We start from the raw sequence: 23494 nt of genomic DNA on the forward strand, positions 1-23494 counted from the left end.
TTCGTGGCAGATAGCCTATTTAATTTTCGGGGGCGAATAAAAAGAAAAGCTTCTAGCTAAAATAGTGGAGAAAAAACTGATTGCGGAGGGAACCAAAAATGGATTTGAATCGTATCAAGCAAATACTGTCTTCGTCGGCAGAAATCGATGTCATATATAACGGTGCATCTGTGTGGATTGATCATTTAAATGAGGATGGACGCACTGCCACTGTCCATTTGCGCGGACCGCTGGAAGAAAGGACAACTGTCGAAATCTCTGAGCTGCAAGAGAGATCGTAAGTATATTTCCTGGATAAAGACGATATGACCTCAACCGCCGAATGCAAAATAGTGTACGGCGGTTTTTCTCTATGGCACAATGTTTATAATACCTATAGTGGTTTATTTACTTTAAAAGAGAGGTATTTTAAAAATCGGAAGGAGAGATGAATATGTTCCATCATACGATTGAAGTGGATAAGTCAATGAATGAAGCAGTATCTGCAATTGAAGCAAGTTTGAAAGAGGAGAAATTCGGTGTCCTTTGGTCTTTGAATATGAAGGAAACATTAGCGGGTAAGGGAGTAGAGCTTGACGGTGAGTATATCATCCTTGAAGTATGCAATCCTCATGAAGCGAAAAGGGTACTTGAAAAGAACCCGATCGTAAGCTATTTTCTCCCTTGTAAAATTGTCGTGTACAAAGAGAATGGTACAACCAAGGTGGGCCTGCCAAAGCCAACTGAACTGATTAAATTTGTTGAGAATGATGAACTGCAAGCCATCGCGGCTGATATAGAAAAAAGGCTGATCGGTGCAATTGACAATATTAAATAGAAAAGGGAAGCCCAAGGAAAATTCCTTGGGCTTTTTATAAGGCTACCTAATGTAATCAACAAACCTGATTTAAAAAATAGCATTCAATATAAAATAGGAGATAGCCGCAACCGTTGCTGAAATTGGCAGTGTAATCACCCATGTAATGATCATACGCTGAGCAGTTGTCCATTTCACGCCTTTAACACGGTGCGCAGAGCCTACTCCAAGAATGGAAGAGGAAATGACATGTGTTGTGCTTACAGGCAAGTGAATGTAAGTTGCTCCGAATATGATCAGGGCACCTGTAAGATCTGCTGCCACTCCGTTCACTGGACGGATTTTCATGATGTTTCCGCCTACTGTTTTGATGATTTTCCAACCGCCAACTGAAGTCCCAAGACCCATAGCAAGTGCACACGAAAGCTGGACCCAGAATGGGATATCACTTGTGGTGAGATAATTATTCGCAATCAATGCCATGGTTATGATCCCCATGGCTTTTTGGGCATCATTCGTTCCGTGTGTAAAAGACTGCAATGCGGCCGTAGCAACCTGGAAATAACGGAAATTCCGGTTCGTTCTAGTGAGGTTGTTATTCCTGAATAAAACCTTAAAAATACTATACACAATAAACCCAAGACCAAATGCAAGAAGTGGAGAAATAATCAACGCTTGAAGTATCTTCAAGAAACCACTGTAATTTAGGGCATCAAATCCTGCTGCTGCTAGAGCTGCACCGGCAATAGAACCGATAATCGCATGTGAAGAGCTGCTGGGTATGCCATAATACCAAGTCAACAAATTCCAAAAGATTGCAGCAATCAGGGCCGCTAAAATCACGATGGAACCATTTTCAAGAGTGAAAGGATCCACAATATCTTTCGTAATGGTTTTTGCTACACCAGTAAAAGTCATGGCTCCAACAAAATTCATGATGGCAGCCAATAGTATGGCGTGGCGAGGCTTAAGAGCTTTTGTTGATACGGAAGTTGCGATCGCATTTGCTGTATCATGAAAACCATTAATGAAGTCAAATGCAAGAGCCCCAATAACAATCAATACTGTTACGATAAAAACTACATCCATTTCTCAGGCTCCTTACGCGTTTTTCATGACGATGCTCTCAAGTGTGTTTGCAACATCTTGGCAGCTGTCTGCGATTTCTTCAAGACCTTCATAAATCTCCTTGTACTGAATAATCCTGATCGGGTCTTTTTCAACCGAGAATAGGTGTTTAATGGATTGGCGCAGCACACCATCACACTTTGACTCCAGGTCTTTGATGCGGATTGCATGATCACGTACTTGCTTCAGTTTTTTAGTAGTCAATAACTGGACAGCTTGTTCAATTTCGAAAGAAGCACTTTTGATTGCTGCAACGAACTCCATCATGAAGTTGTCTGCTTTAGTGATTGAATACATGTCAAAAAGATTCGCGCAATGTTCCATACCATCAAGTACATCATCCATTGTCATTGAAAGGGCAAGAATGTCTTCTCTTTCTATAGGGGTAATAAAAGCGTTATTAAGTTCCATGATCACTTCATGGATCATATTGTCGCCCTTCGTCTCCATATCCTTCATTTTTTCCGTGAAGATTTTCAGATCGCTTGCATTGTTCAGCTTGTAATCAGCAAAATACTCACTGCTCTCTTTAAGATTTACGGAAATGTCCGTCAGCAAAATTGCAAACTTATCTTTCTTGCGGAAAACCATAATATAACCTCCACATTTAACCATTTTCATTTTTTAAAAGCGAAGTTTATTTTAGCTTATAATTGTCGAAATAAGAAGATGTTTGATGAAAATAATTTTGTGAATGATTTACTTTTTTTATCAATTCAATGGTATCCATAGCATTTCATTCCCGTTATTCAAGATCTCCAACCAAATTTTTAAAGGATAAGCCCATTTTGAAAAAATGGATTGTCCGGTTGTTTAGGACAATTTTTTGCCGGGAACTTAAAGACTAATCAAAAAAAACTTCGGCCAATGAGCCGTTTATATAGATTTAGCGGCTGTCAGGATGGCAGCCGTTTTGATTTGTCTTCATTCTTGCTGAGGGATAAAATGGATTAAAGAGGAGGCGAATGATGGTGAGTATTTTTGACAAGGTGGAATTACATAACGGTGTGAAAATCCCGGCGTTGGGCCTTGGTGTCTATAAGGTTGAGGATGGGCAACAAATTGAGGGAACAATTCAGACAGCGCTTGACCTCGGATATCGGCTCATAGATACAGCTTCTTTTTACCAGAATGAAGAAGGTGTTGGACGAGCGATCCGCAACAGCAGCATTCCGAGGGAAGATTTATTTATCACTACGAAGGTCTGGAATTCTGAACAGGGATATGAAAATACGCTTAAAGCCTTCGATGAAAGCATGGATAGGTTAGGACTGGATGTTCTGGACCTATATCTGGTTCATTGGCCTGTAAAAGGAAAATACTTGGATACTTGGCGTGCTCTCGAGCAGCTGTACCACGAAGGCAGGGTGAAGGCAATTGGTGTCAGCAATTTTAACATACACCATCTGGAGGATCTTCTGGACCATTGCAAAGTAAAGCCGGTCATCAATCAAGTCGAACTGCACCCGCTTCTGTCCCAGGTCGAATTGCGAAAGTTCTGCCTGGACCATGACATCAAAGTTGAGGCTTGGTCCCCATTGTCCAGAGGCAGGTTTCTTGATGAACCTGTTTTAGGGAAGATTGCGGAACAGCACGGCAAGACTCCGGCTCAGGTTATTTTGAAATGGCATCTGCAAAATCAAATCATTCCGATTCCTAAATCTGTCACCCCGTCAAGGTTAAAGGAAAACGTTGATCTGTTTGATTTCAAGCTGGATCAAAAAGAAATGGAAGAGATCAATGGGCTTAACAAGAATCAGCGTTTTGGGGCTGATCCTGACCATATAGATTTTTGAGGTTGTTAATACTGCTGTAATGTCAGAAATGAATATTTTTATAAATGACGGACTGAATGACAATCAGTCCGTTTTTTATTTGCGAAATTGGATACATTAAGAGAAAGAGAAAAACTGCATGTTGAAAGCTGTAGAGGATTAATTGAATCCTGGTAGGTTTTAAAATATTCTATGGGTGGTAATGTAGGTGTACAAGCAGAAAACAACATGATTCCACATCTTAGACTCTGCTTGTTAGACTGCAGAACAACCGGGTTTAACGCCATGGTTTTCGAGGTAAGATAAGATTAGAGCAAGCTGGTTAGCTCCCGGGAAGCAAACAAATCAGCAAAGGCTAAATTTATTTCGCTGCAGTTTGAACTCTTTAAAGGGTGTAAAACCCCTTAGCACTATTACTACTTGTAAAATACATCTATTTTAAGGAGGAATTACATTATGATGAGTTTTCTTTGGGCATTAATTATTGGTGGTATTATTGGTTGGGTAGCAGGATTGATCTTGGGTAGAGATATTCCTGGCGGCATCATCGGTAACATCATCGCTGGTTTCGTAGGTGCTTGGATTGGACAAGCAATCTTAGGAAACTGGGGACCTGTAGTTGCTGACTTTGCGATTGTCCCGGCATTGATTGGTGCGATTGCATTGGTATTCATCGTCAGCCTTGTAATGAAGAGCATGCGTAAAGCTGACTAATAGAAATAAAAAAATCCTTCCGATCTGGAAGGATTTTTTTTTGGCGTTTTTTAAATCTCATAAGGATCAATGTTAATAAATATCGGTGGTTGGTCGATAAAAGGTGCGTGACATATTATTTCTTCCAGAGTGAACGGGTGGGTGAATTCCATTTTTACTGCGTGCAGCGCTTGTCTGTGAAAAGTATCGCTTCCACCGTATAGTGTATCTCCCGCAAGAGGGTGTCCAATCTCGCTGAAATGCACCCGGATCTGGTGGGTCCTGCCGGTGTCGAGTGAGCATTGAACAAGGGTTAGGTTTTTATGCTTTATTTTATCCAATACTTTGAAGTGAGTGATGGCTTGCTGGCCTGTTTCGGATACTCGTCTCCTGGTTGGGTGATGCCGATCGCGGCCAATTGGCTTATTGATGGTTCCTTTTTTCTGATGGATCATTTCATCGGCCATAGCCAGATAGGTTCTCTTAATTTTGCGTTCCTCCAACATCTTATCAAGAATGGCTGTAATAAGCGGATTTTTTGCGAAAAGTACAGCACCGGTTGTTTCGCGGTCAAGCCTGTGTATATGTCGCGGCCGGTTAGCTTCTCCATTGGACAACATATGGAAAGCAGCTGCATTTGCAAGAGTACCGCCTTGGCCGCTAACATTTGGATGGGTGTCCATGCCGGCTGGTTTATTGAAAACAATCAGATGTTCATCTTCATAGACGATATCCACATTCAAGTATTCAGGGCTGAAAGTCTGCTCTTCTTCAGTAAAAAGCTTCATGCTTAAGCGGTCATTCTTTTTTAGGGGGAGTGTCCAGTCTGGGACATGCCCGTTGATCAGGACGTTCTTTTCGGTCCTTAACAGATGAACCAACTTTTTGGGTGCTTTCCAAAAATCCTTAAATAGTGTTTCAAGGGTGTAACTTTCCCATTCAGCAGGAATGACGAGCTCACACCATTCGCCTTTTTGATTAGTATGAATCATAGTAGTCTCCCAACTTGATTTAATTTGATTGGATTAGGTGAAGACCTTCAAAATCATGTTTCCTTTAGTGGAGAATCTGTCAACTTTTACCGCATGCATGGGCATAATTACCACCCAGTTAATTGGAATGAATATGTTATTCTAGGTATATATATTACGAATAGATTACAAAGGGTAAAAAAAGGTGGGTCGATCATTGAAAATTGTATTTGCGTCTACACCCGGACAAGAAGAGAAAGTAGTAGAACTGGCAAAGTATTTTTACACAGATATTTTTCCATTATACTTTACGGATGAAGATATTCATGAATTTGAAAGGCTTGAAGTGTTACATACGAGACCCGAACAGTTCGAGAGATTCAGTACACTTGGCGATGCATTCCAGGTAATCACAAGCATGCAGACATTGATCTCTATTTTGGAGTCTGGCCATATTCCTGAAAAATATCAGTCGATGTTCCGTAAAAACGTCCAGACATTGACAGACTACGGAATATGCTTCCCGTTTAATTACAGTCAATTCTCTGACTCGAAGCATGTTCATCTTGATTATATCAGTACTTATACAAAAGCCGCCAATAGACTGCTATTATAATCGACAATTGTGAAATTTCATATCAAGCCAAATAGAAAACGCCTGCGAAAACGCAGGCGTTTTTGTATTTACTTCAATGTGTTCTCATTGAACCAATTTTCGAATGTTGCTTCTTCCTGATAGCCGACAATTCGATTGACTTCTTTTCCATCCTTGTATTGGACGATGGTTGGCGTTGATTCGATTCCGTAGTCATTCCATCCTTGTTCGAATTCGAGAAGGTTGTATTGAACGAGATCCACATCCATATCCTTTGCAAGAGGCGCAACTATCGGGGTGGTGCGAACGCAGTGAGGGCATGTCGGACTGTGGAAATAGACAGTAACATCCTCGCCGTTTTCAATTTTTTCTTCCAGTTCATCAGGAAGGATGATGTTTTGATAGTTAGGATCATCCAGCTGTTTTACTGTTTCAGGGTGAAGCGTGTCCTTGCCGTATGGATTCCCTTCCGCTTTTTCCTCGTTTTGTGCCTTATTCAGGAAAAATAATGCTGCAAATAAACCAATGATGATGAAAAGAAAAATAATGACCTTTTTCAATTTACGCTTCCTCCTTAGATTTCTGCCAGATCAACAGGCTCAATATAAAAATGATGATGAATGCCGTTAAAGCCAGGAACGGGATCGAGATAAAGCCAAGCCAGTTGATATATTGGCCTGTACAAGGCACTCGGCCGCACGTATCAGCATTGTCAGCCATGAAGGGTACCTTTTGCAATGAATAATGGTAGAGGGATATCAATCCGCCAACAGCTGACATAATCATTGTATAAAAGCTAATTTTATAATCTTTTTTTACAACAGCGATTCCGAGTATCAAGGCAAAAGGATACATCAAGATTCGCTGATACCAGCATAACAGGCAGGGCTCATACTGGCGGATTTCCGAAAAATACAAACTGCCGAACATCGCGATGATCGACGTAGCCCAAGCCGCAAATAAAAACGACTCCCTCGAATCTTTTTTCGTCTTTTCCAAGCTAATCTCCCCTAAGCTATGTAATTTCTATTTAAACACTCTTTATAAAAGAAACATTTCCCTCATTACATCTTAAGGAATGTAATAAAATATTTCAATTAACATTCTGTGAATTTATTTTTCCCAATAGAAAAGGGGAAGATAAACAAACAGTATTATAACATGGCAATTTTGGGTATAGGGATATGATGAGCAATTTTACATACGTAATTTTTTTAATGAGAGGGTGCAGATTTTTATGAGTGAATTGGATTTGTCCAAATTTGAAAAAAGAATGATCATCCGCAACACAAGGCAAGAGGATATTGATGGAATCATCAAAATGCAGAACAGCTGCTTCCCTGGAATGGATCCGTGGAAGAGGGACCAGCTGGAAAGCCATCTGGACATTTTTCCTGAAGGCCAATTCGTCGCTGAGTATGACGGGGAAGTGGTCGGTTCTTGTTCAAGCCTGATTATAAACTTTGATGAATACGATGATCGCCACAGCTGGGATGATGTAACCGATGAGGGATACATTACGAATCATAATCCTGAAGGCTACAATTTATATGGAATTGAAGTCATGACCCATCCTGAATTCCGGAGGATGAAGGTTGGTTACCGTTTATACGAAGCGAGGAAGGATCTCGCCAGGCAGATGAACCTCAAAAGTATCATCATTGGCGGCAGGATTCCGAATTACCACCTGCACGCGGAGGAAATGTCGCCTCGTGAATATGTAAGGCAGGTCGCATCGCATAAGATTTATGATCCGGTGCTTTCATTCCAGCTGAGGAACGATTTCACATTAATGAGGATCAATCCGAACTATTTGCCAGATGATCTTCAGTCCAACAAGTACGCGACGTTGATGGAATGGAATAATGTAGACTATCAGCCAAAATCGAAGCGGTTTTATAAAACAAGTAATCCTGTCCGGATTTGTGTTGTGCAGTATATGATGAGACAAATCAAGTCATTTGATGATTTTGCTCATCAGTGTGAATATTTCACGGATGTCGCATCGGATGCCGGATCGGATTTTGCCGTGTTCCCGGAAATCTTCACGACCCAGCTCATGTCCTTCATGGATGAGAAGTCCCCATCGCTCGCAGTCCGCAGGGTGACAGAGTATACGGAGCAATATATCGAGCTGTTCACCGATCTGGCTGTCCGCTACAATGTGAACATTATCGGTGGTTCTCATTTGGTAAAGGAAGATGATGATGAGATTTATAATATTTCCTATCTGTTCCGTCGCGATGGCACAATCGATAAGCAATATAAGCTTCATATCACGCCAAATGAGCGCAGGTGGTGGGGCATCAGCCGCGGCGATGAACTGAAGGTGTTCGATACTGACTGCGGCAAAATCGCTATCCAAATTTGTTATGATATCGAGTTCCCTGAGCTTGCAAGGATTGCCACTGATATGGGAGCCAAAATCATCTTCACGCCATTCTGTACCGAAGATCGCCAGGGGTACCTGCGGGTGCGGTACTGTGCCCAGGCCAGAGCGGTCGAGAACCAGGTGTACACGGTTATTTCTGGTACCGTCGGCAATCTGCCGCAAACAGAGAACATGGATATCCAGTATGCACAATCAGGAATCTTCGCACCATCTGATTTTGAATTCGCGAGAGATGGAATTGTCGGCGAAACGAATCCAAACATTGAAATGGTCATGATTGGCGATGTCGATCTGGAAATCCTGCGCCGCCAGCGCCAGGACGGCACAGTCCGCCAGCTGAAGGACCGCAGACATGATATTTACCGGATACAGTATAAGAAGTAGGATAAGTACAGCACCTGGGGAAAAGAGCTCGGCTCCCTAGGTGTTTTTCATTATAGGTGACCAATCAAGCCTATTGGTGCCCCTTGAGTCCTAGGAACTGGAAAAATAGAGCACCAATGAAGCCTATTGGTGACCTGAAATCCTATGAATTGGAAAAAGGGGACACCAATGAAGCCTAACCTAAAATTCCATAAATAGGAAAAAGAGGGCACCAATGAAGCCTATTGGTGACCTGAAATCCCATGAATTGGAAAAAGAGGACACCAATGAAGCCTATTGGTGACCTGAAATCCTATGAATTGGAAAAAGAGGACACCAATGAAGCCTATTGGTGACCTGAAATCCTATGAATTGGAAAAAGGGGACACCAATGAAGCCTATTGGTGACCTGAAATCCCAGAAATCGGAAAAAGAGGACACCAATAACCCACTAATAAAGAGATTTTGCACTGTATCATTCTCCATCAAATAAAAAAAACAAAAATTATTAATCAAGCACCATCTTGTTTTATAATTAGCTGTAAGATTCAAATCTTATTTTCAGGAGGTCATTTCATGGATTGGAAAATGAAAGCCGACAAGTGGCTTGGTTTTGCCGGATTGGATTCCGAGCTGAAAACCGAACTTGATTCATTAAAGGATAATGAAAAAGCGTTAGAGGAAGTATTTTATAAAAACCTGGAGTTCGGGACTGGCGGAATGCGCGGTGAGATTGGCGCAGGTACCAACCGGATGAACTTATATACTGTCCGTAAAGCATCAGCCGGACTGGCAGCATACATAGAAGAGCAAGGAAATGAAGCAAAACAGCGTGGTGTGGCAATTGCCTATGATTCACGCCATAAATCACCTGAATTCGCTATGGAAGCAGCGAAGACATTGGCAACTCGCGGCATCCAGACATATGTATTTGAAGAGTTAAGACCAACACCGGAGCTGTCGTTCGCAGTCCGTCATCTGCATGCATACGGTGGAATCGTCATTACAGCCAGCCATAACCCGCCTGAATACAATGGCTATAAAGTTTATGGTCCGGACGGCGGGCAGCTGCCACCTGACAGTGCGGATGAAGTGATCGAGAAGGTTAATGAAATCGAAAATGAACTGTCAATTCAGGTAATGGACGAGCGGGAACTGAAGGAAAAAGGCTTGATCAAGATGATTGGTTCTGAAGTGGACCGCGCGTATCTTGAGAAGCTGATGACGATTTCCGAAAATCCGACACTCTCTGATGAAGCGGATGTAAAAGTGATATTCACACCATTGCATGGTACTGCCAATATGCCTGTACGCAATATCCTGACTAACCTGAAATACCAGAATGTCACAGTCGTAAAAGAGCAGGAGCTGCCGGATCCCGAGTTTTCAACGGTAAAAAGCCCGAATCCGGAGGAGCCTGCTGCATTTGAACTGGCAATCCGTGAAGGAAAGAAAATCGATGCGGATGTTCTGATCGCTACAGATCCTGATGCTGACCGTCTTGGTATCGCTGTAAAAGACCAGGATGGGGAGTATGTTGTGTTGACTGGAAACCAGACGGGAGCGCTGCTTCTGCATTATATCCTGACGCAAAAACAAGAGAAAGAAACATTGCCGGCCAATGGAGCTGTGTTCAAGACAATCGTAACATCCGAGCTTGGACGAAAAGTCGCTTCTTCTTTCGGGGTTGAAACCATCGATGTCCTGACCGGATTCAAGTTCATCGCGGAGAAAATCAAGCAATATGAAGAGTCAGGGGAGTATAAGTTCCTTTTCGGCTATGAGGAAAGCTATGGATACTTAATCGGGGACTTTGCCCGCGATAAAGACGCAGTCCAGGCGGCGATGCTTGCTGTCGAGGTTTGCGCTTATTACAAAAAGAAGGGCATGTCTTTATACGAAGCGCTTCTTAGTATTTTTGAAGAATACGGTTATTATCAGGAAGGGCTGCGTTCTTTGACTCTGAAAGGAAAAGAAGGCGCTGAGCTAATACAGAAAACACTTGGAGTCTTCCGCCAGGACCCTCTTAAGCAGCTTGGTGAATTGAAAGTCACAGCAGTGGAAGATTATTTAACAGGTGTAAGAGTGAATGAGAACAACGAGGAAGAAAAAATCCAGCTTCCTTCTTCAAATGTTATCAAATACTATCTCGAAGATGGTACATGGATGTGTCTTCGCCCATCTGGAACGGAACCAAAGATCAAGTTTTATTTTGGTGTGAACGACAAGAGCCTTGCTGAGAGCAAGCAGAAACTGCAGAAAATCGAGCAGGATTTCATGCAGGAAGTTGAAAAGAAAATGGAAGCAGCAAAGAACCTGTAATCACAGCTTAGAACTTCAGCACGAAAGGAAGTAAAATATGTTAAAAGAACAAGTCGCAATCGTCACAGGTGCCTCAAGAGGAATCGGCAAGGAAATCGCTGTGAAATTGGCTGAGCAAGGAATGAAGCTCGCAATCGCAGGCAGTTCAGAGGAAATCAATAAGACAGCGGAAGAAATGAAACAAAAAGGTTTTTCGGATGTCATTGCGGTTCAGACGGATGTCAGCGATGAACAGCAGGTGAAGAATCTTGTTGAAATAACAATGGAGACATTCGGGCAGGTTGATGTACTCGTCAATAATGCTGGAATCGGCTTTTTCAAGCTTGCAGAAGAAGTTACGGTTGAAGAATGGAAAAAGCTATTTGAAGTGAACGTTCAAGGTGTCTTCCTTGGCGCCAAAGCCGTTCTCCCTCATATGAAAGAGCGTAAATCAGGTACAATCATCACGATTTCCTCTGACGTAGGCAGATACACGATTCCTAATGGAAGTGCTTATACAGCTTCGAAGTACGCTGTCCAGGGATTCAGCGGAGCACTGGCACAGGAAGTCAGGGAATACGGAATTCGTGTTGGCACCATCAACCCGGGAATGGTTGATACTTATTTTGCTCAATCAAAACAGGGACTTCCGGAAAAGCATGATTGGTTAAAGGTGGAAGACATCGCAAACGCAGTTGTTTATATGGCTTCCGCGCCTAAACATATGCTGATTGATGAGATTGTCATCCATCCTCTCGTGCAGAATTACCCGATTGCCTAATCGAGGCGATTCAATATAGAGAAAAACAGTACTAGTTATTACCAGCGAGAATCAGCATAAAAAATAATAAACACGGCACCTTAATATAGGTGGCCGTGTTATTTTTTTGGTGGAATTCTCTTGTTAAATTGAGCCGGTTACAGCGGTTTCCAGGTAGTCATCGCCGGCGGCTTCATTTGCGTGGTCGATATATCTGAGCAGGGAATACAGGCGTTTTTCAATGACAGCATAATCTTTTTCAAAGTTGTATGCGTGGAGAAAATGTTCAATCTTCTTGGCCAGGAACAGGTCCTCGGTCCTGACCATAAGGATAAGCAGGTTATCCCATTGAGATCGGTGCGTGTAATATAGTGCCCGATCGTAATCCGTTTTGTTCATATCCCATCCTCCTTATGAGGAGTTGATAATATTATATGGATTTGACGCCGGAACTTCCTCAGAAAATGTTGGACAACCCTGTTTACTGGGGTTTTCAAGTTTTACCTGTATAAATGCGCACCGGATTGACTACATATTGAAGCGCTGGAAGCATAAAAGGAGTGTATTCATGAAGAAGTATTTAGCCTCAATGGCTGTATTGTTAATTTTGTTATTGGGATTCCAAAGAGTCGATACTTATGCACAAAGGCCGGATTATGAAAAATATGGCCGGATCGCTACTGCCGTGATCAAGGAAGATTTCCCCGGGGAAGCTGTCCAGGATTATCAGTATATGGGCAGGATGCAAATAGATGATCGGCAGGTGCTCGATTCATTTCAGTACAAGGTCAGTGTCAACGGTAAACCTGTTATCATGACCGTCCAAGTGACCCATGATTTAAAAAGTGACAGGTTGTTGAGCCTTTCCGTTACTGAACAACACCAGCAGTAAAGTTTCTAACCTGTTCATCTTTCTCCTATTTTCCTCATACATTGTTGTAAGAGGTGAAAGGGGGAGAGATGGTGTCAGAGGATCAAAAATCACTGGAATATGCCATTTCTGAAATTACCGAAATCGCTAAAGGGTTTGGACTGGACTTTTATCCGATGAGGTATGAAATATGTCCTGCAGAAATCATCTATACATTTGGTGCCTATGGAATGCCAACAAGATTTTCCCATTGGAGCTTTGGAAAACAGTTCCATAAAATGAAGCTTCATTATGACTTAGGGCTCTCAAAAATTTATGAGCTAGTCATCAACTCCAATCCATGCTATGCCTTTTTATTGGATTCGAATTCGCTGATTCAAAACAAGTTAATCGTTGCCCACGTCCTTGCCCATTGTGATTTCTTCAAGAACAATGTCCGTTTCCAAAATACGAAGCGCGATATGGTTGAAAGTATGGCAGCAACAGCGGAAAGAATCCGCAAATATGAAATACAGCATGGAAAACAAAAGGTTGAATCATTTCTTGATGCGGTCCTGGCTATTGAAGAGCATATTGATCCTTCGCTGATGAGACCGAAGCTTGCATGGTCAATTGAGGATGAAGAGGAAGACGATGAGCCAATGTCTGCATCGACGCCGTATGATGATCTATGGGATCTTGATTCAAAAAGGACCGAAGCAAAAGATAAAAACAAGAAAAAGAAATTTCCGCCGCGTCCTGAAAAAGATTTACTCTTGTTCATTGAGAGCTATAGCCGTGAGCTGGAGGACTGGCAGCGGGATATACTGACGATGATGCGTGAAGAAATGCTCTATTTTTGGCCGCAGCTTGAAACGAAAATCATGAATGAAGGCTGGGCTTCTTACTGGCATCAACGCATTCTCAGGGAAATGGACCTGACGAGCGGAGAATCCATCGAGTTTGCGAAATTGAATGCCGGGGTCGTACAGCCATCAAAGACGGGAATCAACCCGTATTATTTAGGAATCAAAATTTTTGAAGATATTGAGGATCGCTATAATAATCCAACAGAGGAAATGAAACGGCGCGGAGTTAAGCCTGGTTCAGGCCGGGAAAAAATGTTTGAAGTCCGTGAAATCGAATCGGATATTTCGTTTTTACGCAATTACTTGACGAAGGATCTGGTCATGCGTGAAGATATGTATCTTTTCCAAAAGCAAGGGCGTGAATACAAAGTTGTCGATAAAGCTTGGGAACAGGTTCGCGACCAGCTTGTCAGCATGAGAGTCAATGGAGGATTTCCGTATTTGACTATAACAGACGGCGATTACCAGAAGAATGGGGAGTTATATATATCGCATAGCTTCGAGGGGATCGAGCTTGACATTAAGTACCTTGAAAAAGTCCTTCCATATGTCCATCAGCTATGGGGCAGGAAATGCCATATCGAAACAATGGTCGAGAACAGGGCGATGTTATACACCTATGATGGAAAAGGAATCCACCGAAAATATTTATAAGGATAAAACCAAAACCGCTGTTTTTCAGCGGTTTAATTTTTTTTTGTGTAAAAACCATAATAATAAGGTATTTAAAATAAAGACAAGCTTTTTATTGAACAAAATTCAATTGTCAGTCATAATTATATATATGAGCATATATTCATATATAAACAAGGAGGAGAAGATATGGGTCATAGCCACTCTCACGGGCACGGCCACAGCCACGGCCATAGCCATAGTCATACAAACAATAAAAAGGCTTTATTCTGGGCATTTCTTCTAATCTCCACATTCATGGTTGTGGAGGTAATTGGCGGGGTCATCACAAACAGCCTTGCACTGCTTTCGGATGCTGGCCATATGCTGAGCGATGCAGCTGCGCTTGGTTTGAGCTTGTTCGCAATGAAGCTTGGGGAGAAAAACGCTACACCAAGCAAGACATATGGGTTCAAGCGGTTTGAGATCATTGCGGCTGCACTCAATGGTCTGACCTTGATCATCATTTCGCTTTATATCTTTGTAGAAGCGTACCAGCGTTTCACAGATCCTCCAGAAGTTCAAAGTCTTGGGATGCTGACAATCTCGGTCATCGGATTGCTGGTCAATATTGTCGCGGCTTGGATTTTAATGAGGGGGGACAAAGATGAGAACTTAAACGTGAGAAGTGCGTTTCTCCATGTAATAGGTGACATGCTGGGTTCAGTTGGTGCCATCACTGCAGCATTGCTGATTTACTTTTTTGGCTGGGGACTCGCAGACCCGATCGCAAGCGTCGCTGTGGCCATCCTCATCATCATCAGCGGCTGGAGGGTAACAAAGGAAAGCTTCCATGTGCTGATGGAAGGGGCACCAGAGCAAGTTAACCTGGATGAGATAAAAGAAGAAATACAGAAGATTCCGGAAGTGAAAGATGTACACGATGTCCATGTTTGGTCCATCACTTCAGGTGTTTTCATGCTTAGCGGCCATATTGCTGTCGAAGGAGAAGGAGCCCATGACCGAGTACTGCATAAAGCACAAAAGCTGTTGCACGACAAGTTTGGCATTGACCACAGTACCTTGCAGGTAGAAGGGGAACAGCATGGCTGCCCTTGTGCACATGGGCCATGCAATTAGTGAGTGGCCGTATACCTGATTGAAATACTTAATTAACAAGTTTAAGACATGCCAGCCAATGACATTGTAATCTCAATGGTGGCTGGCATGTTCTATGCTTTGCTTTAACAGGTCAATGACATGTTCATCATCATGCGTGTAATAAAGTGTTGTTCCCTCTCTCCTGAATTTGACGAGCCTGAGGTTTTTTAAGAAACGCAGCTGATGTGAAACAGTTGATTGCAGCAATGAGAGTTTTTCTGCTATTTCATTGACTGAATGTTCCCCCTGGAACAGCAGATGAAGGATCCTGAGCCGTGTCGGATCTGATAGTGCCTTAAACGTCTGTGAGACCATGAATAAAGTTTCCTCATCCAAATCCACCTCAGGAGAGTTGTTATTTTTCTTATCTTCCAAATTGATCAGCCTCCTGTATTTATTATAACTTATAAAGTTTTCTCTTCCAGAACAAAAGAATAGAAAGTTAAGGGGCATTGGAGGCTCAACTAGATTTTGTTACGAACCGTTTTGTAGGTTATGGTGGCTTAATTATTTTCTTGTTTTATTTTGTAATTTAAAATGATGTAAGTAAATTTGAGTTGATTGAAGTGGAAGGCGCGAAGACTCCTCCGAAAATGCTAACGCATTTCCCTCGTGCGTGGGCAGGCTCGAGGAAGTTACTCAATGTCCTGCGGGATCAGCTGGTCAGATGAGACCCCGCAGGCGCCAACGGCGGTGAGGAGGCTCAGCGCCAGCCCCGCGGAAAGCGAAGCGCCTGGAACGGAAATCAACGGGCTATTCTTAAGTTGACCTGAAATTAAAGGGTGTCCCTAGGGTTTATACTTATAGGGACACCCTTCTCCTATGAATGAATAGAGCCCCAACAACGAGGAATCATAAAGCTTGATGATGAGCAAATGAAGAGGAATTGACTGGTTCCGGTGATAAACTAAAGTTGAGTTTTTTTATTCTGTGGAAGTCACGTATCAGGAAGCAATAAACGATCCGCAATCTGGGAAAGTGGGTGTTATGATGGACGATCATAAAACACTAGAATCAAAATATATCCAACAGCATCTGGCCAATGAACGAACATACCTTGCATGGGTCCGGACATCCATCGCTATTATCGGGATTGGTTTCTTGGCCTCAAGTCTGCATTTCAATAATATTAGCTTTGCAAGCAAGACTGCTGATACAATTGCTGTTTTGATCAGCATCTTATCTTTGGTGATTGGTTTCGTGATTCTCTTCTTCGCGACCACACATTATTTCTCTATGCGGAAAAATATCAACCGTCAAACCTTTGCTTCAGCCAGTACTTTTGTAAAAGTCTCCACAGGGGTTATTTTTTTGATTTTTCTGCTGCTTGGCATTTATTTGATTAACATTTTATTTTAATTAGGTAAGAAAATATAAATTCTACTTCGAGAATTGTCCAGCTCCAGCGCCTAGCCCCTCGAGTCACTTCGGTCCGCCCAATGAAGTCAAAGAGCGACTTCACCGGTCGGCCCTCCAGCGCTTTTCGGGGCTGACCAAGGCGCTTGCGCTTTTCTTATTCCCTGTGCTGTTTTGCTCCGGTTTCTTATGTGTGATCAGGCCATCGTAATTGGTGATATATAGCTCAATCTCCGGTTGGGTATCGAGGCAATGGGCATTCAACAACTGATAATAATTCACTCTGTGCAGGGGGTCATAGGGGAGGATTGGGTACGCCTTATGCTCTTTCACATATAGGTCTACTGCCTTTTGAACTTTATCGATTGTCAATGCGAGGTTTTTTTCATTCTCAGTGAAAATATCGTATGTTTCCTTGGACATGTAAAAATTTTGTGATGGAATTCCCTTCAGGATTGGGGGCAAGTTGTTCTGCATCGATCCTATTGTCCTCTTTAACAAGTATGGTGCGGTATACCCCCTTCGGAAGCTGCTCGGAATATATACGGACTGCCTTTTTAATTTCGTCAACGCTTGTCTCAATGGTTGGCCAGGTTTTCTTGGCGGCCTCTGGCAATTTTCGCTTGCTTGCAGCAAAAAAAACATATAGAGCCACTCCTCCAACAGAACCCACTACAGTTAAGTAAGGAAGCAGATCCAGCTTAAGGTCAAGCAGGTAACCGATGATGGGCCATATGATAGCAGCTGCAGACCTTAGGAGGATTGATTCAGAAAATAAGCTCCTGTTATTTCCTCTTTCTTTCTCCGCTTGCATCTAAATCCTCTCCTTTCCAAGGCAGGTAAACGCCTTAATACATCATTATTAACCAACAGTCGCATCATGGTATATGTTGAAGGCTTATACATGTATTGTGCTTAATAAAAATCCGGTTATGCCGATATATAAATAAGAGTCTGTCCAAATATGCTGATATGGGAAGAGCCAAAAAGGTGAGTGAAGCAGGGGCCAATTAGGGATTTAAAGTGGAATTCCTTCTACTTATAGTATATTAAATTCTCCTTTTGAATGGTATGGTTGTTTTTGAATATTTCGAAAATGAGACTCATAACATGTCAATTATGTGGATGAATATTGTATAATATTTAGAAAGCTTCAATCATGATGGCGAAAATTGTCGGCTAAATGAAATTGGATTTTCTCAGCCATTCCAATTTTCACTAATCCACGAAAGCAAAAAACAGACAGAAACGAGGGGCAGTATGGATATTCCCCATATGTACATATTTGATTTTAATAATATAGCGTTAACAATCGTTTTTTTGATCATTTCTTCCATTATGGCAGTTGAATTCAGCAGGCAAATCAAAAAGACTATATATCGGAAAAAACGCAAAAAGGTCCTGTATTCGCTCCTTTTGGCTCTAACGTTTTTGCTGACCCATTTATTTGTGATTATATCCGCTGGGGTTCCATTTTCCACGAGCAATTTTTATTTATTTTTTCTGATTTTCTTTAGTATTTGTGGATTGGGGTCTTATGCAGCTTTTAGTCTGGCGCAAAGGGATATAGGGAATACACCTCAGTATGTTTTCACTAGTTTATTGATCGCTGCCAGCATCATGACAGCTGAATATACTGCTTTTTATATCATCTTCAGGGAAGCAATCAAGATTCAGCCAGTTTTATCGATCATGTCATTTTTAATGATTCTGGTCACTTCCTTTTCGCTAATACGTTTTTTAATGCAGATTACGAACGAGGATATTTATGAGTTTGTAAAAAAGTATAAGTACGCAGGCAGCGTACTTGGCGGAATGGCATTGGCGGGTATTCCGTATATCGTCCTGACTTCAATGATGGCCATTACGGATGGAAACGGAATACATTCTTTCCTGGCGCCATTCGTGTATATGGCCTGTGCCAATTTATTATTCATCCTCGTCCCGGACCTTTTTGGCGAAAAACTGATCATGAAGAACGTCCAGTCTCATTTATCCTTGTTCACTCATAATCCTGATTCTGTATTCAGGGTTGACTTGCAAGGGTATATTTTAAGTGTCAATAAAGAGGCGGTAGAGCTGACTGGCTATGGAGATAATGAATTGGTTGGCCTTCATTTCATTGATTTGATAGGGGGCAGAGAGGAAGAAAAGAAAATAAGGAATTACTTCATGAAAGTGCTCAGCGGTGAGACCAAATTGATTGAAACCACTTTGAAAAGAGCGGATTCAACTTACGCCGACGTAAGAATTACAGCCGTGAGGGTCATTGTCAAGAACATAACGGTGGGTGTCTTTGGAGTCGTCAGGGACATAACAGAACAGAAGAAAGCAGACAAAATGATTGAGTATCTAGCCTATCATGATGAATTGACCAATTTGCCTAACAGACGGAATTTGGAGAAAGTGATGGGTGCGCAATTTATCAAGGATGAAGTGTTTGCCTTGATCTACCTTGATTTTGACCGTTTTAAACGAATCAATGATACATTTGGCCATTCGTTTGGTGATAAGATACTGGTGCAGATTGGCAGGAAACTTTCAGAAGTTGTGCCCGGGGAATGCCTCATTGCCAGAATTGGCGGAGATGAATTCGCCATTCTTGTAACTGGAGGACACAAGCCGGAATCGATTGCCAGGAATGTTGTCCATGCATTCCAGAGTCCGCTTTTTGCGGAAGGGATGGAATTCCTGATCACCGCGAGTATTGGTATCTCAAGGTATCCAGAAGATACGAATAATCTTGAACTGTTGCTGAAGTATGCCGATATGGCGATGTATAAGGCAAAAGAAAACGGTGCGAATCACTTCCAATTTTTTGACCAAAGCATGGTGGACAACAACCTGAATAAGTTTGAGCTAGAGAATGAATTGCGGAACGCGATTAATAGCGATGCTCTCACTGTTTTTTACCAGCCTAAATATAATGCAGAAACAAATGTGATAACCGGGGCTGAAGCTCTGGCAAGGTGGAAGCATTCTCGACATGGAATGGTTCCTCCTGGCGTGTTCATCCCGATTGCAGAGGAAGCAAACTTGATCGTACCTCTTGAGAGGCTGATCATCAGGAAGGTGTTCAGCCAGCTTGTCAAATGGAAGAGTCAGGGGTTCGAGGTTCCCCGGACTTCCATCAATATCTCGATCATTCATTTTTACCAGGAGGATTTCGTAAAGTTCATGCAGCATGCACTGAAAGAATATGGACTTTATGGCGAATTGATCGAAATCGAAGTAACTGAGAGCATCATGATCAAAAAGGAAGACAGTATCAATGAGCAGCTCCAGGCATTAAGGGAAATCGGAATTGAGGTCAGCATTGATGATTTTGGAACAGGGTACAGTTCATTGAGTTATTTAAGCAAGCTTTCAGTCGATCGATTGAAAATTGACCAGAGCTTCATTTCGCACTCCCAGGAAAACCGTGAAATCATCTCCACGATTGTCTCAATGGCAACGAACCTGAAGTTAAAGGTGATTGCCGAAGGGGTTGAAACAGAATCGCAGATTGACCTGTTAAAATCACTGGGATGTCAGGAAGTGCAGGGATATTTCTACTCACCGCCACTGCCATCTAATGAATATGAGACGATGATGAACAGAGAGCTTCAGGAGACCTGATGCCTTTTTGACTGACTGTCTTGATTATGGTACTATTCTTATTAGCAAAAGTCCTCTAGGGTTCCGCAGCTATCGCTGGACTGGTCCGAGAGAGGGCGCACAGGAATACCTGTGTACACGGAGGGATAAAAACCCGGGAGATATCCAGTGATATCTCCCGGGTTTTTTCATGAAAGGAGAGAGTGTTAGCATGGCTTGGGTTTATTTAGTTATTGCCGGTATATTTGAAGTTGTTTGGGCCATTGGCCTGAAGTATACAGAAGGTTTCACAAAAGCTGTTCCATCGTTGATCACCCTGATCGGGATGGCCATAAGCTTTTACTTTTTGTCTATGGCAGTTAAAACATTGCCAATCGGCACTGCATATGCCATCTGGACTGGAATTGGAGCGGCAGGGGCAGTCATTCTAGGGATTGTGTTGTTTGGAGAGCCGCGCAACCTTATGAGGCTGATGTTTGTAGGCTTCATTCTAGTAGGGATCATCGGCTTGAAGGCAACATCGGGAAGCAATTAGTGAACTTTTAAAAGCAGACTCGCGAAAAAATGCAGTCTGCTTTTTAATATTTATTTGCAAATTCCACCAATTTATATTATGATGCCGATAGGTACCTTTTATTACTAGGTAGGTGATAGGATGTTTAATCGGGAACTTTTAAAAGGGAGCACATCATTGGTGCTGCTTCAACTGCTGAATGAACGCGATATGTATGGCTATGAGCTGGTGAAAGAATTGGATAAGCGAAGTGACCATAGTCTGCAGGTAAAAGAAGGAACGCTTTATCCAGCATTGCATAAGCTTGAAAAACAGGAATACATTGAATTTTATTGGCAGGAGCAGGAAAAAGGCCCAGCTAGGAAATATTATCGGATTACTGATGAAGGCAGAGAAGTCCTTATAGAGAAAACAGAAGAGTGGCAGCACTTCGTCAATGTCATGAACAAAGTGATCAGGAGAACAAAAAATGATCCAGTTAAAGACTGAATTCCTCGCGGAGCTAGATAGGCACTTAGGGAAGCATGGAGACAGAGAACAAATTTTAGCTGAGTACGATAACCATATTACCGAGATGCTTGAAGAGCTTAAGGACATCGAATGGGCGGATATTAGGTTGGAAATTCATTCGAGGTTGGGGACACCGGAAGAGATTGCTGAATGCTGGCGGGAAGAATTATCGACGACACCAATGAAAACTCAATGGGTTTTCATTAGTGCCAATCTGTTTTTCTTTGTTGGAGGCATCACCTTGACCCTGGTGCATAACCTTTTTGATTTCCCTTTCATTGATATCGCGTGGCAAAGTCTCACATCCATACCTGCCGTGATTATCTTGTTATATCTTTTCTTTTGGGCCCTGCTAGGATATGAGATTGGCAAAGGATTTGGCCATAAGGGAAGAAGCTTGATGAAGAAGACATTTATCCTTTCCATCCTTCCGAATATTGTTCTCATGAACCTGACATTGCTCAAGCTGATTCCGCATGACTGGTTCCAGCCGCTGCTGAGTCCTGCATTCATTTTTATATGTATTCTTTTCACAGCGTTATTGTATCCAATTTGTTGGCTTGGATATAGATGGGGGAAAAAGGCTTCCATCTAATTTTTTTAATTATGTACATAGAATATCTATGTACATAGAATTATAAGGCGTTTTTTTGATCATATACCTAGTTATTCTAGGTAAAAGGGAGAGATTTTAATGGAATTGAAATTGAAAAAAGGGGACGGGATTTTTTTTCTGGTCTGTCTTGCTCTGGGAGTTCTGGCTGAAAGGTCTTTCTTGCATGGAATCATCGGCTTGTCATATCCAGTGTTTATTACAGTGTTTTATGCTGTATTTTTCTGGAGATATCGCTCATTCACCTTTACAAATAAGAAGCTTGGACTTTTGATGGTTGCTTCCATTTGGCTTTTGTCCTCCAGCTTTTTCCTGCATTCGAATATGATTTTATATATGTTGAATTTTTTGGTGATCCCTGTAATGGTTCTTATTCAACTGGTGCTTGTTACCTATCCGCTTCATAATCAGTGGCACAGATGGCCATTCGTTCAAAAGCTCTTTTTGACAGTTGGGGAAGCAATAGCCTATGTCTACAGGTTTTTAATGCATGTCGCTAAATTTTCTGTAAGAGGGCTTGAAGAAAACAAGAGTGCAACGATTCGAAAAGTACTGATTGGGGTGGGCATTTCATTACCGCTATTGTTTGTGATCCTCAACCTGCTTGTCTCTGCTGACCAACAATTCGGAGATCTTCTAGGTGAATTCCCTCGCTGGCTTTTAGGATTGAAAATCGAGGAGGAAGTACTGCGGACGATTGCGGTCATCATTTTCACTTTTGCGATCTTTGGTCTCTTTCAGGTGCTAAGGAATAAGCAGCCGGTTCCTGCGGAAGACCCGAAGGCAACAGGAAAAATAGCATGGGATAGCGTGATCAGCCTGACGGTGCTCACTTTATTGAATATCGTTTATTTATTATTTGTAGCAGTACAATTTCAATACTTTTTCGGTGAAACCTTAAAAGCGGGATATACGTATGCTGAATTTGCGCGCAGAGGATTTTTTGAACTTCTTTTTGTAACGATGCTGAATTTGTTGATCATCTCTACGATCGTTTCGTATGTCGATAAAACGTCTAAATTTATGACTCTTGCTATTCGCTCTCTTCTTTCCCTGCTCGTTACATTCAGCGGAGTCATGCTGTATTCAGCATTTTTACGCCTGCTCATGTATGAAGAAGCTTATGGATTTACCTTTGCCAGAGTACTGGCCCATTCATTCATGGTGTTCCTGCTTGTGATTTTATGCTATTCCCTTATGAGGGTATGGATGGAAAGGCTCTCTCTTGTTCGCTTTTACATCATATCTGCAGTCATTTTTTATACCGTAATCAACACCATCCAGCTTGACGAGTATGTTGTTGAACGCAATTTGGAGAGATACTCAGAAACAGGTAAAATCGATATACATTATTTGAATTCGCTGTCTTATGAAGGGGTAGAGGGCCTTGTGGAGCTTTATAAGCTTAATCCTGGCCACCCTGGTCTCTCAGACTTGCTGCTGCAAAGAAAGCAGGAATTCACGGATTCAGAAGAACGCTGGAATTCAATCAATATGTCCAGACGAAGCGCTGAAGAAGCGATCATGGAGCTGGAGATTCAGTGATTTTAAAATGTGGCTATATTGCAAACAAATACCGGCTTTGTTACCAGTTTTGTAACATATCGATGTGATTAATGATGATAAAATAATCTTAAG

The 23494-nt window shown here is 42.1% G+C and carries 26 protein-coding genes and 1 riboswitch; of the genes, 17 read left to right on the forward strand and 9 right to left on the reverse strand.

Annotation, left to right across the window (positions count from 1 at the left end):
* Nucleotides 1-98 precede the first annotated feature (98 nt).
* Both AB5I83_RS13490 and AB5I83_RS13495 read left to right on the forward strand, forming a co-directional pair.
* Complete coding sequence (locus tag AB5I83_RS13490) at nt 99-281, forward strand: H-type small acid-soluble spore protein (RefSeq protein ID WP_167832023.1); 183 nt, start codon at nt 99-101, stop codon at nt 279-281.
* A gap of 152 nt (nt 282-433) precedes the next feature.
* Complete coding sequence (locus tag AB5I83_RS13495; RefSeq protein ID WP_448976009.1) at nt 434-817, forward strand: DUF302 domain-containing protein; 384 nt, start codon at nt 434-436, stop codon at nt 815-817.
* A 69-nt stretch (nt 818-886) separates the two neighbouring features.
* On the opposite strand, the gene AB5I83_RS13500 is transcribed toward AB5I83_RS13495, so the two are convergent.
* Both AB5I83_RS13500 and AB5I83_RS13505 read right to left on the reverse strand, forming a co-directional pair.
* On the reverse strand, nt 887-1885 hold the full coding sequence (locus AB5I83_RS13500; protein ID WP_167832025.1) for an inorganic phosphate transporter: 999 nt from the start codon (nt 1883-1885) through the stop codon (nt 887-889).
* A 12-nt stretch (nt 1886-1897) separates the two neighbouring features.
* On the reverse strand, nt 1898-2515 hold the full coding sequence (locus AB5I83_RS13505) for a DUF47 domain-containing protein (RefSeq protein WP_167832026.1): 618 nt from the start codon (nt 2513-2515) through the stop codon (nt 1898-1900).
* A gap of 377 nt (nt 2516-2892) precedes the next feature.
* On the opposite strand from AB5I83_RS13505, the gene AB5I83_RS13510 reads away from it, so the two are divergent.
* Together AB5I83_RS13510 and AB5I83_RS13515 are read left to right on the forward strand one after the other, a co-directional pair.
* Nucleotides 2893-3720 carry an aldo/keto reductase gene (locus AB5I83_RS13510; RefSeq protein ID WP_448976444.1) on the forward strand — a complete coding sequence of 276 codons (828 nt, stop codon included), beginning with the start codon at nt 2893-2895 and terminating at the stop codon, nt 3718-3720.
* A gap of 435 nt (nt 3721-4155) precedes the next feature.
* Entirely contained in the window at nt 4156-4413 is a 258-nt protein-coding gene (locus AB5I83_RS13515; protein WP_167832027.1) for a GlsB/YeaQ/YmgE family stress response membrane protein, read from the forward strand.
* 50 nt (nt 4414-4463) lie between these two features.
* Here AB5I83_RS13515 and AB5I83_RS13520 read toward each other — a convergent pair whose 3' ends face one another.
* Nucleotides 4464-5384, reverse strand: coding sequence for an RluA family pseudouridine synthase (locus AB5I83_RS13520; protein WP_448976010.1), 921 nt, complete (start codon nt 5382-5384; stop codon nt 4464-4466).
* A 196-nt stretch (nt 5385-5580) separates the two neighbouring features.
* Here AB5I83_RS13520 and AB5I83_RS13525 point away from each other — a divergent pair, with 196 nt between their 5' ends.
* Entirely contained in the window at nt 5581-5979 is a 399-nt protein-coding gene (locus AB5I83_RS13525) for a YhcU family protein (RefSeq protein ID WP_226087088.1), read from the forward strand.
* 68 nt (nt 5980-6047) lie between these two features.
* Here the strand turns inward: AB5I83_RS13525 and AB5I83_RS13530 are convergent, their stop codons facing one another.
* Nucleotides 6048-6518: a thioredoxin family protein gene (locus AB5I83_RS13530; RefSeq protein ID WP_167832030.1), complete on the reverse strand. Its 471-nt coding sequence runs from the start codon at nt 6516-6518 to the stop codon at nt 6048-6050.
* Nucleotide 6519: 1 nt separating this feature from the next.
* The gene (locus tag AB5I83_RS13535; protein WP_448976011.1) at nt 6520-6957 is read right to left on the reverse strand and encodes a disulfide oxidoreductase; all 438 of its coding nucleotides are present in this window, start codon (nt 6955-6957) and stop codon (nt 6520-6522) included.
* A gap of 238 nt (nt 6958-7195) precedes the next feature.
* Between AB5I83_RS13535 and AB5I83_RS13540 the strand changes: the two genes are divergently transcribed.
* From AB5I83_RS13540 to AB5I83_RS13550, 3 genes are all read left to right on the forward strand, one after another.
* Complete coding sequence (locus AB5I83_RS13540; protein WP_448976012.1) at nt 7196-8734, forward strand: GNAT family N-acetyltransferase; 1539 nt, start codon at nt 7196-7198, stop codon at nt 8732-8734.
* A 555-nt stretch (nt 8735-9289) separates the two neighbouring features.
* The gene (locus AB5I83_RS13545) at nt 9290-11035 is read left to right on the forward strand and encodes a phospho-sugar mutase (RefSeq protein ID WP_448976013.1); all 1746 of its coding nucleotides are present in this window, start codon (nt 9290-9292) and stop codon (nt 11033-11035) included.
* Nucleotides 11036-11072: 37 nt separating this feature from the next.
* A complete protein-coding gene (locus AB5I83_RS13550) occupies nt 11073-11795 on the forward strand; it encodes an SDR family oxidoreductase (protein WP_448976014.1) in 723 nt (240 codons plus the stop codon).
* 123 nt (nt 11796-11918) lie between these two features.
* On the opposite strand, the gene AB5I83_RS13555 is transcribed toward AB5I83_RS13550, so the two are convergent.
* On the reverse strand, nt 11919-12173 hold the full coding sequence (locus AB5I83_RS13555; protein WP_448976015.1) for a YhdB family protein: 255 nt from the start codon (nt 12171-12173) through the stop codon (nt 11919-11921).
* Between the two features lie 169 nt (nt 12174-12342).
* Here AB5I83_RS13555 and AB5I83_RS13560 point away from each other — a divergent pair, with 169 nt between their 5' ends.
* From AB5I83_RS13560 to AB5I83_RS13570, 3 genes are all read left to right on the forward strand, one after another.
* Nucleotides 12343-12666 carry a DUF3889 domain-containing protein gene (locus tag AB5I83_RS13560; RefSeq protein ID WP_448976016.1) on the forward strand — a complete coding sequence of 108 codons (324 nt, stop codon included), beginning with the start codon at nt 12343-12345 and terminating at the stop codon, nt 12664-12666.
* 68 nt (nt 12667-12734) lie between these two features.
* Nucleotides 12735-14147 (forward strand): SpoVR family protein, encoded by a 1413-nt coding sequence (locus AB5I83_RS13565; protein WP_448976017.1) that lies wholly within the window; start codon nt 12735-12737, stop codon nt 14145-14147.
* 168 nt (nt 14148-14315) lie between these two features.
* Complete coding sequence (locus tag AB5I83_RS13570) at nt 14316-15245, forward strand: cation diffusion facilitator family transporter (RefSeq protein ID WP_448976018.1); 930 nt, start codon at nt 14316-14318, stop codon at nt 15243-15245.
* A gap of 72 nt (nt 15246-15317) precedes the next feature.
* Here the strand turns inward: AB5I83_RS13570 and AB5I83_RS13575 are convergent, their stop codons facing one another.
* Nucleotides 15318-15581 carry an ArsR/SmtB family transcription factor gene (locus AB5I83_RS13575; RefSeq protein WP_167832200.1) on the reverse strand — a complete coding sequence of 88 codons (264 nt, stop codon included), beginning with the start codon at nt 15579-15581 and terminating at the stop codon, nt 15318-15320.
* Nucleotides 15582-16253: 672 nt separating this feature from the next.
* Between AB5I83_RS13575 and AB5I83_RS13580 the strand changes: the two genes are divergently transcribed.
* Complete coding sequence (locus AB5I83_RS13580; RefSeq protein ID WP_448976019.1) at nt 16254-16625, forward strand: YidH family protein; 372 nt, start codon at nt 16254-16256, stop codon at nt 16623-16625.
* Between the two features lie 99 nt (nt 16626-16724).
* Here the strand turns inward: AB5I83_RS13580 and AB5I83_RS13585 are convergent, their stop codons facing one another.
* Nucleotides 16725-17099, reverse strand: coding sequence for a DUF3939 domain-containing protein (locus AB5I83_RS13585; protein ID WP_448976020.1), 375 nt, complete (start codon nt 17097-17099; stop codon nt 16725-16727).
* Nucleotides 17014-17436, reverse strand: a complete 423-nt coding sequence (locus tag AB5I83_RS13590; protein ID WP_448976021.1) for a DUF3939 domain-containing protein — start codon at nt 17434-17436, stop codon at nt 17014-17016. Before AB5I83_RS13590 ends, AB5I83_RS13585 begins: the two co-directional genes overlap by 86 nt.
* A gap of 446 nt (nt 17437-17882) precedes the next feature.
* Between AB5I83_RS13590 and AB5I83_RS13595 the strand changes: the two genes are divergently transcribed.
* The 5 genes from AB5I83_RS13595 to AB5I83_RS13615 all read left to right on the forward strand — a co-directional run bounded on the left by AB5I83_RS13595 (nt 17883) and on the right by AB5I83_RS13615 (nt 23401).
* On the forward strand, nt 17883-20240 hold the full coding sequence (locus AB5I83_RS13595) for a sensor domain-containing protein (protein WP_448976022.1): 2358 nt from the start codon (nt 17883-17885) through the stop codon (nt 20238-20240).
* Between the two features lie 44 nt (nt 20241-20284).
* Nucleotides 20285-20382, forward strand: a riboswitch (guanidine-I (ykkC/yxkD leader).
* Nucleotides 20383-20430: 48 nt separating this feature from the next.
* Nucleotides 20431-20754 (forward strand): quaternary ammonium compound efflux SMR transporter SugE, encoded by a 324-nt coding sequence (gene sugE / locus AB5I83_RS13600; RefSeq protein ID WP_448976023.1) that lies wholly within the window; start codon nt 20431-20433, stop codon nt 20752-20754.
* 120 nt (nt 20755-20874) lie between these two features.
* Complete coding sequence (locus tag AB5I83_RS13605) at nt 20875-21222, forward strand: PadR family transcriptional regulator (protein ID WP_448976024.1); 348 nt, start codon at nt 20875-20877, stop codon at nt 21220-21222.
* Complete coding sequence (locus AB5I83_RS13610) at nt 21203-21838, forward strand: HAAS signaling domain-containing protein (RefSeq protein WP_448976025.1); 636 nt, start codon at nt 21203-21205, stop codon at nt 21836-21838. The genes AB5I83_RS13605 and AB5I83_RS13610 overlap by 20 nt, the downstream gene beginning before the upstream one ends.
* A 99-nt stretch (nt 21839-21937) precedes the next feature.
* Nucleotides 21938-23401, forward strand: coding sequence for a DUF4153 domain-containing protein (locus AB5I83_RS13615; protein ID WP_448976026.1), 1464 nt, complete (start codon nt 21938-21940; stop codon nt 23399-23401).
* The last annotated feature ends 93 nt before the right edge of the window (nt 23402-23494 follow it).

This window comes from Mesobacillus sp. LC4, from assembly GCF_053543455.1.

What these genes read in the sequence shown, in the direction of transcription:
- AB5I83_RS13490 (WP_167832023.1), top strand. Translation starts at nt 99, where the DNA reads ATGGATTTGAATCGTATCAAGCAAATACTGTCTTCGTCGGCAGAAATC.
- AB5I83_RS13495 (WP_448976009.1), top strand. Translation starts at nt 434, where the DNA reads ATGTTCCATCATACGATTGAAGTGGATAAGTCAATGAATGAAGCAGTA.
- AB5I83_RS13500 (WP_167832025.1), bottom strand. Translation starts at nt 1,885, where the DNA reads ATGGATGTAGTTTTTATCGTAACAGTATTGATTGTTATTGGGGCTCTT.
- AB5I83_RS13505 (WP_167832026.1), bottom strand. Translation starts at nt 2,515, where the DNA reads ATGGTTTTCCGCAAGAAAGATAAGTTTGCAATTTTGCTGACGGACATT.
- AB5I83_RS13510 (WP_448976444.1), top strand. Translation starts at nt 2,893, where the DNA reads ATGGTGAGTATTTTTGACAAGGTGGAATTACATAACGGTGTGAAAATC.
- AB5I83_RS13515 (WP_167832027.1), top strand. Translation starts at nt 4,156, where the DNA reads ATGATGAGTTTTCTTTGGGCATTAATTATTGGTGGTATTATTGGTTGG.
- AB5I83_RS13520 (WP_448976010.1), bottom strand. Translation starts at nt 5,384, where the DNA reads ATGATTCATACTAATCAAAAAGGCGAATGGTGTGAGCTCGTCATTCCT.
- AB5I83_RS13540 (WP_448976012.1), top strand. Translation starts at nt 7,196, where the DNA reads ATGAGTGAATTGGATTTGTCCAAATTTGAAAAAAGAATGATCATCCGC.
- AB5I83_RS13545 (WP_448976013.1), top strand. Translation starts at nt 9,290, where the DNA reads ATGGATTGGAAAATGAAAGCCGACAAGTGGCTTGGTTTTGCCGGATTG.
- AB5I83_RS13550 (WP_448976014.1), top strand. Translation starts at nt 11,073, where the DNA reads ATGTTAAAAGAACAAGTCGCAATCGTCACAGGTGCCTCAAGAGGAATC.
- AB5I83_RS13555 (WP_448976015.1), bottom strand. Translation starts at nt 12,173, where the DNA reads ATGAACAAAACGGATTACGATCGGGCACTATATTACACGCACCGATCT.
- AB5I83_RS13560 (WP_448976016.1), top strand. Translation starts at nt 12,343, where the DNA reads ATGAAGAAGTATTTAGCCTCAATGGCTGTATTGTTAATTTTGTTATTG.
- AB5I83_RS13565 (WP_448976017.1), top strand. Translation starts at nt 12,735, where the DNA reads ATGGTGTCAGAGGATCAAAAATCACTGGAATATGCCATTTCTGAAATT.
- AB5I83_RS13570 (WP_448976018.1), top strand. Translation starts at nt 14,316, where the DNA reads ATGGGTCATAGCCACTCTCACGGGCACGGCCACAGCCACGGCCATAGC.
- AB5I83_RS13575 (WP_167832200.1), bottom strand. Translation starts at nt 15,581, where the DNA reads ATGGTCTCACAGACGTTTAAGGCACTATCAGATCCGACACGGCTCAGG.
- AB5I83_RS13580 (WP_448976019.1), top strand. Translation starts at nt 16,254, where the DNA reads ATGATGGACGATCATAAAACACTAGAATCAAAATATATCCAACAGCAT.
- AB5I83_RS13585 (WP_448976020.1), bottom strand. Translation starts at nt 17,099, where the DNA reads ATGCAGAACAACTTGCCCCCAATCCTGAAGGGAATTCCATCACAAAAT.
- AB5I83_RS13590 (WP_448976021.1), bottom strand. Translation starts at nt 17,436, where the DNA reads ATGCAAGCGGAGAAAGAAAGAGGAAATAACAGGAGCTTATTTTCTGAA.
- AB5I83_RS13595 (WP_448976022.1), top strand. Translation starts at nt 17,883, where the DNA reads ATGGATATTCCCCATATGTACATATTTGATTTTAATAATATAGCGTTA.
- sugE (WP_448976023.1), top strand. Translation starts at nt 20,431, where the DNA reads ATGGCTTGGGTTTATTTAGTTATTGCCGGTATATTTGAAGTTGTTTGG.
- AB5I83_RS13605 (WP_448976024.1), top strand. Translation starts at nt 20,875, where the DNA reads ATGTTTAATCGGGAACTTTTAAAAGGGAGCACATCATTGGTGCTGCTT.
- AB5I83_RS13610 (WP_448976025.1), top strand. Translation starts at nt 21,203, where the DNA reads ATGATCCAGTTAAAGACTGAATTCCTCGCGGAGCTAGATAGGCACTTA.
- AB5I83_RS13615 (WP_448976026.1), top strand. Translation starts at nt 21,938, where the DNA reads ATGGAATTGAAATTGAAAAAAGGGGACGGGATTTTTTTTCTGGTCTGT.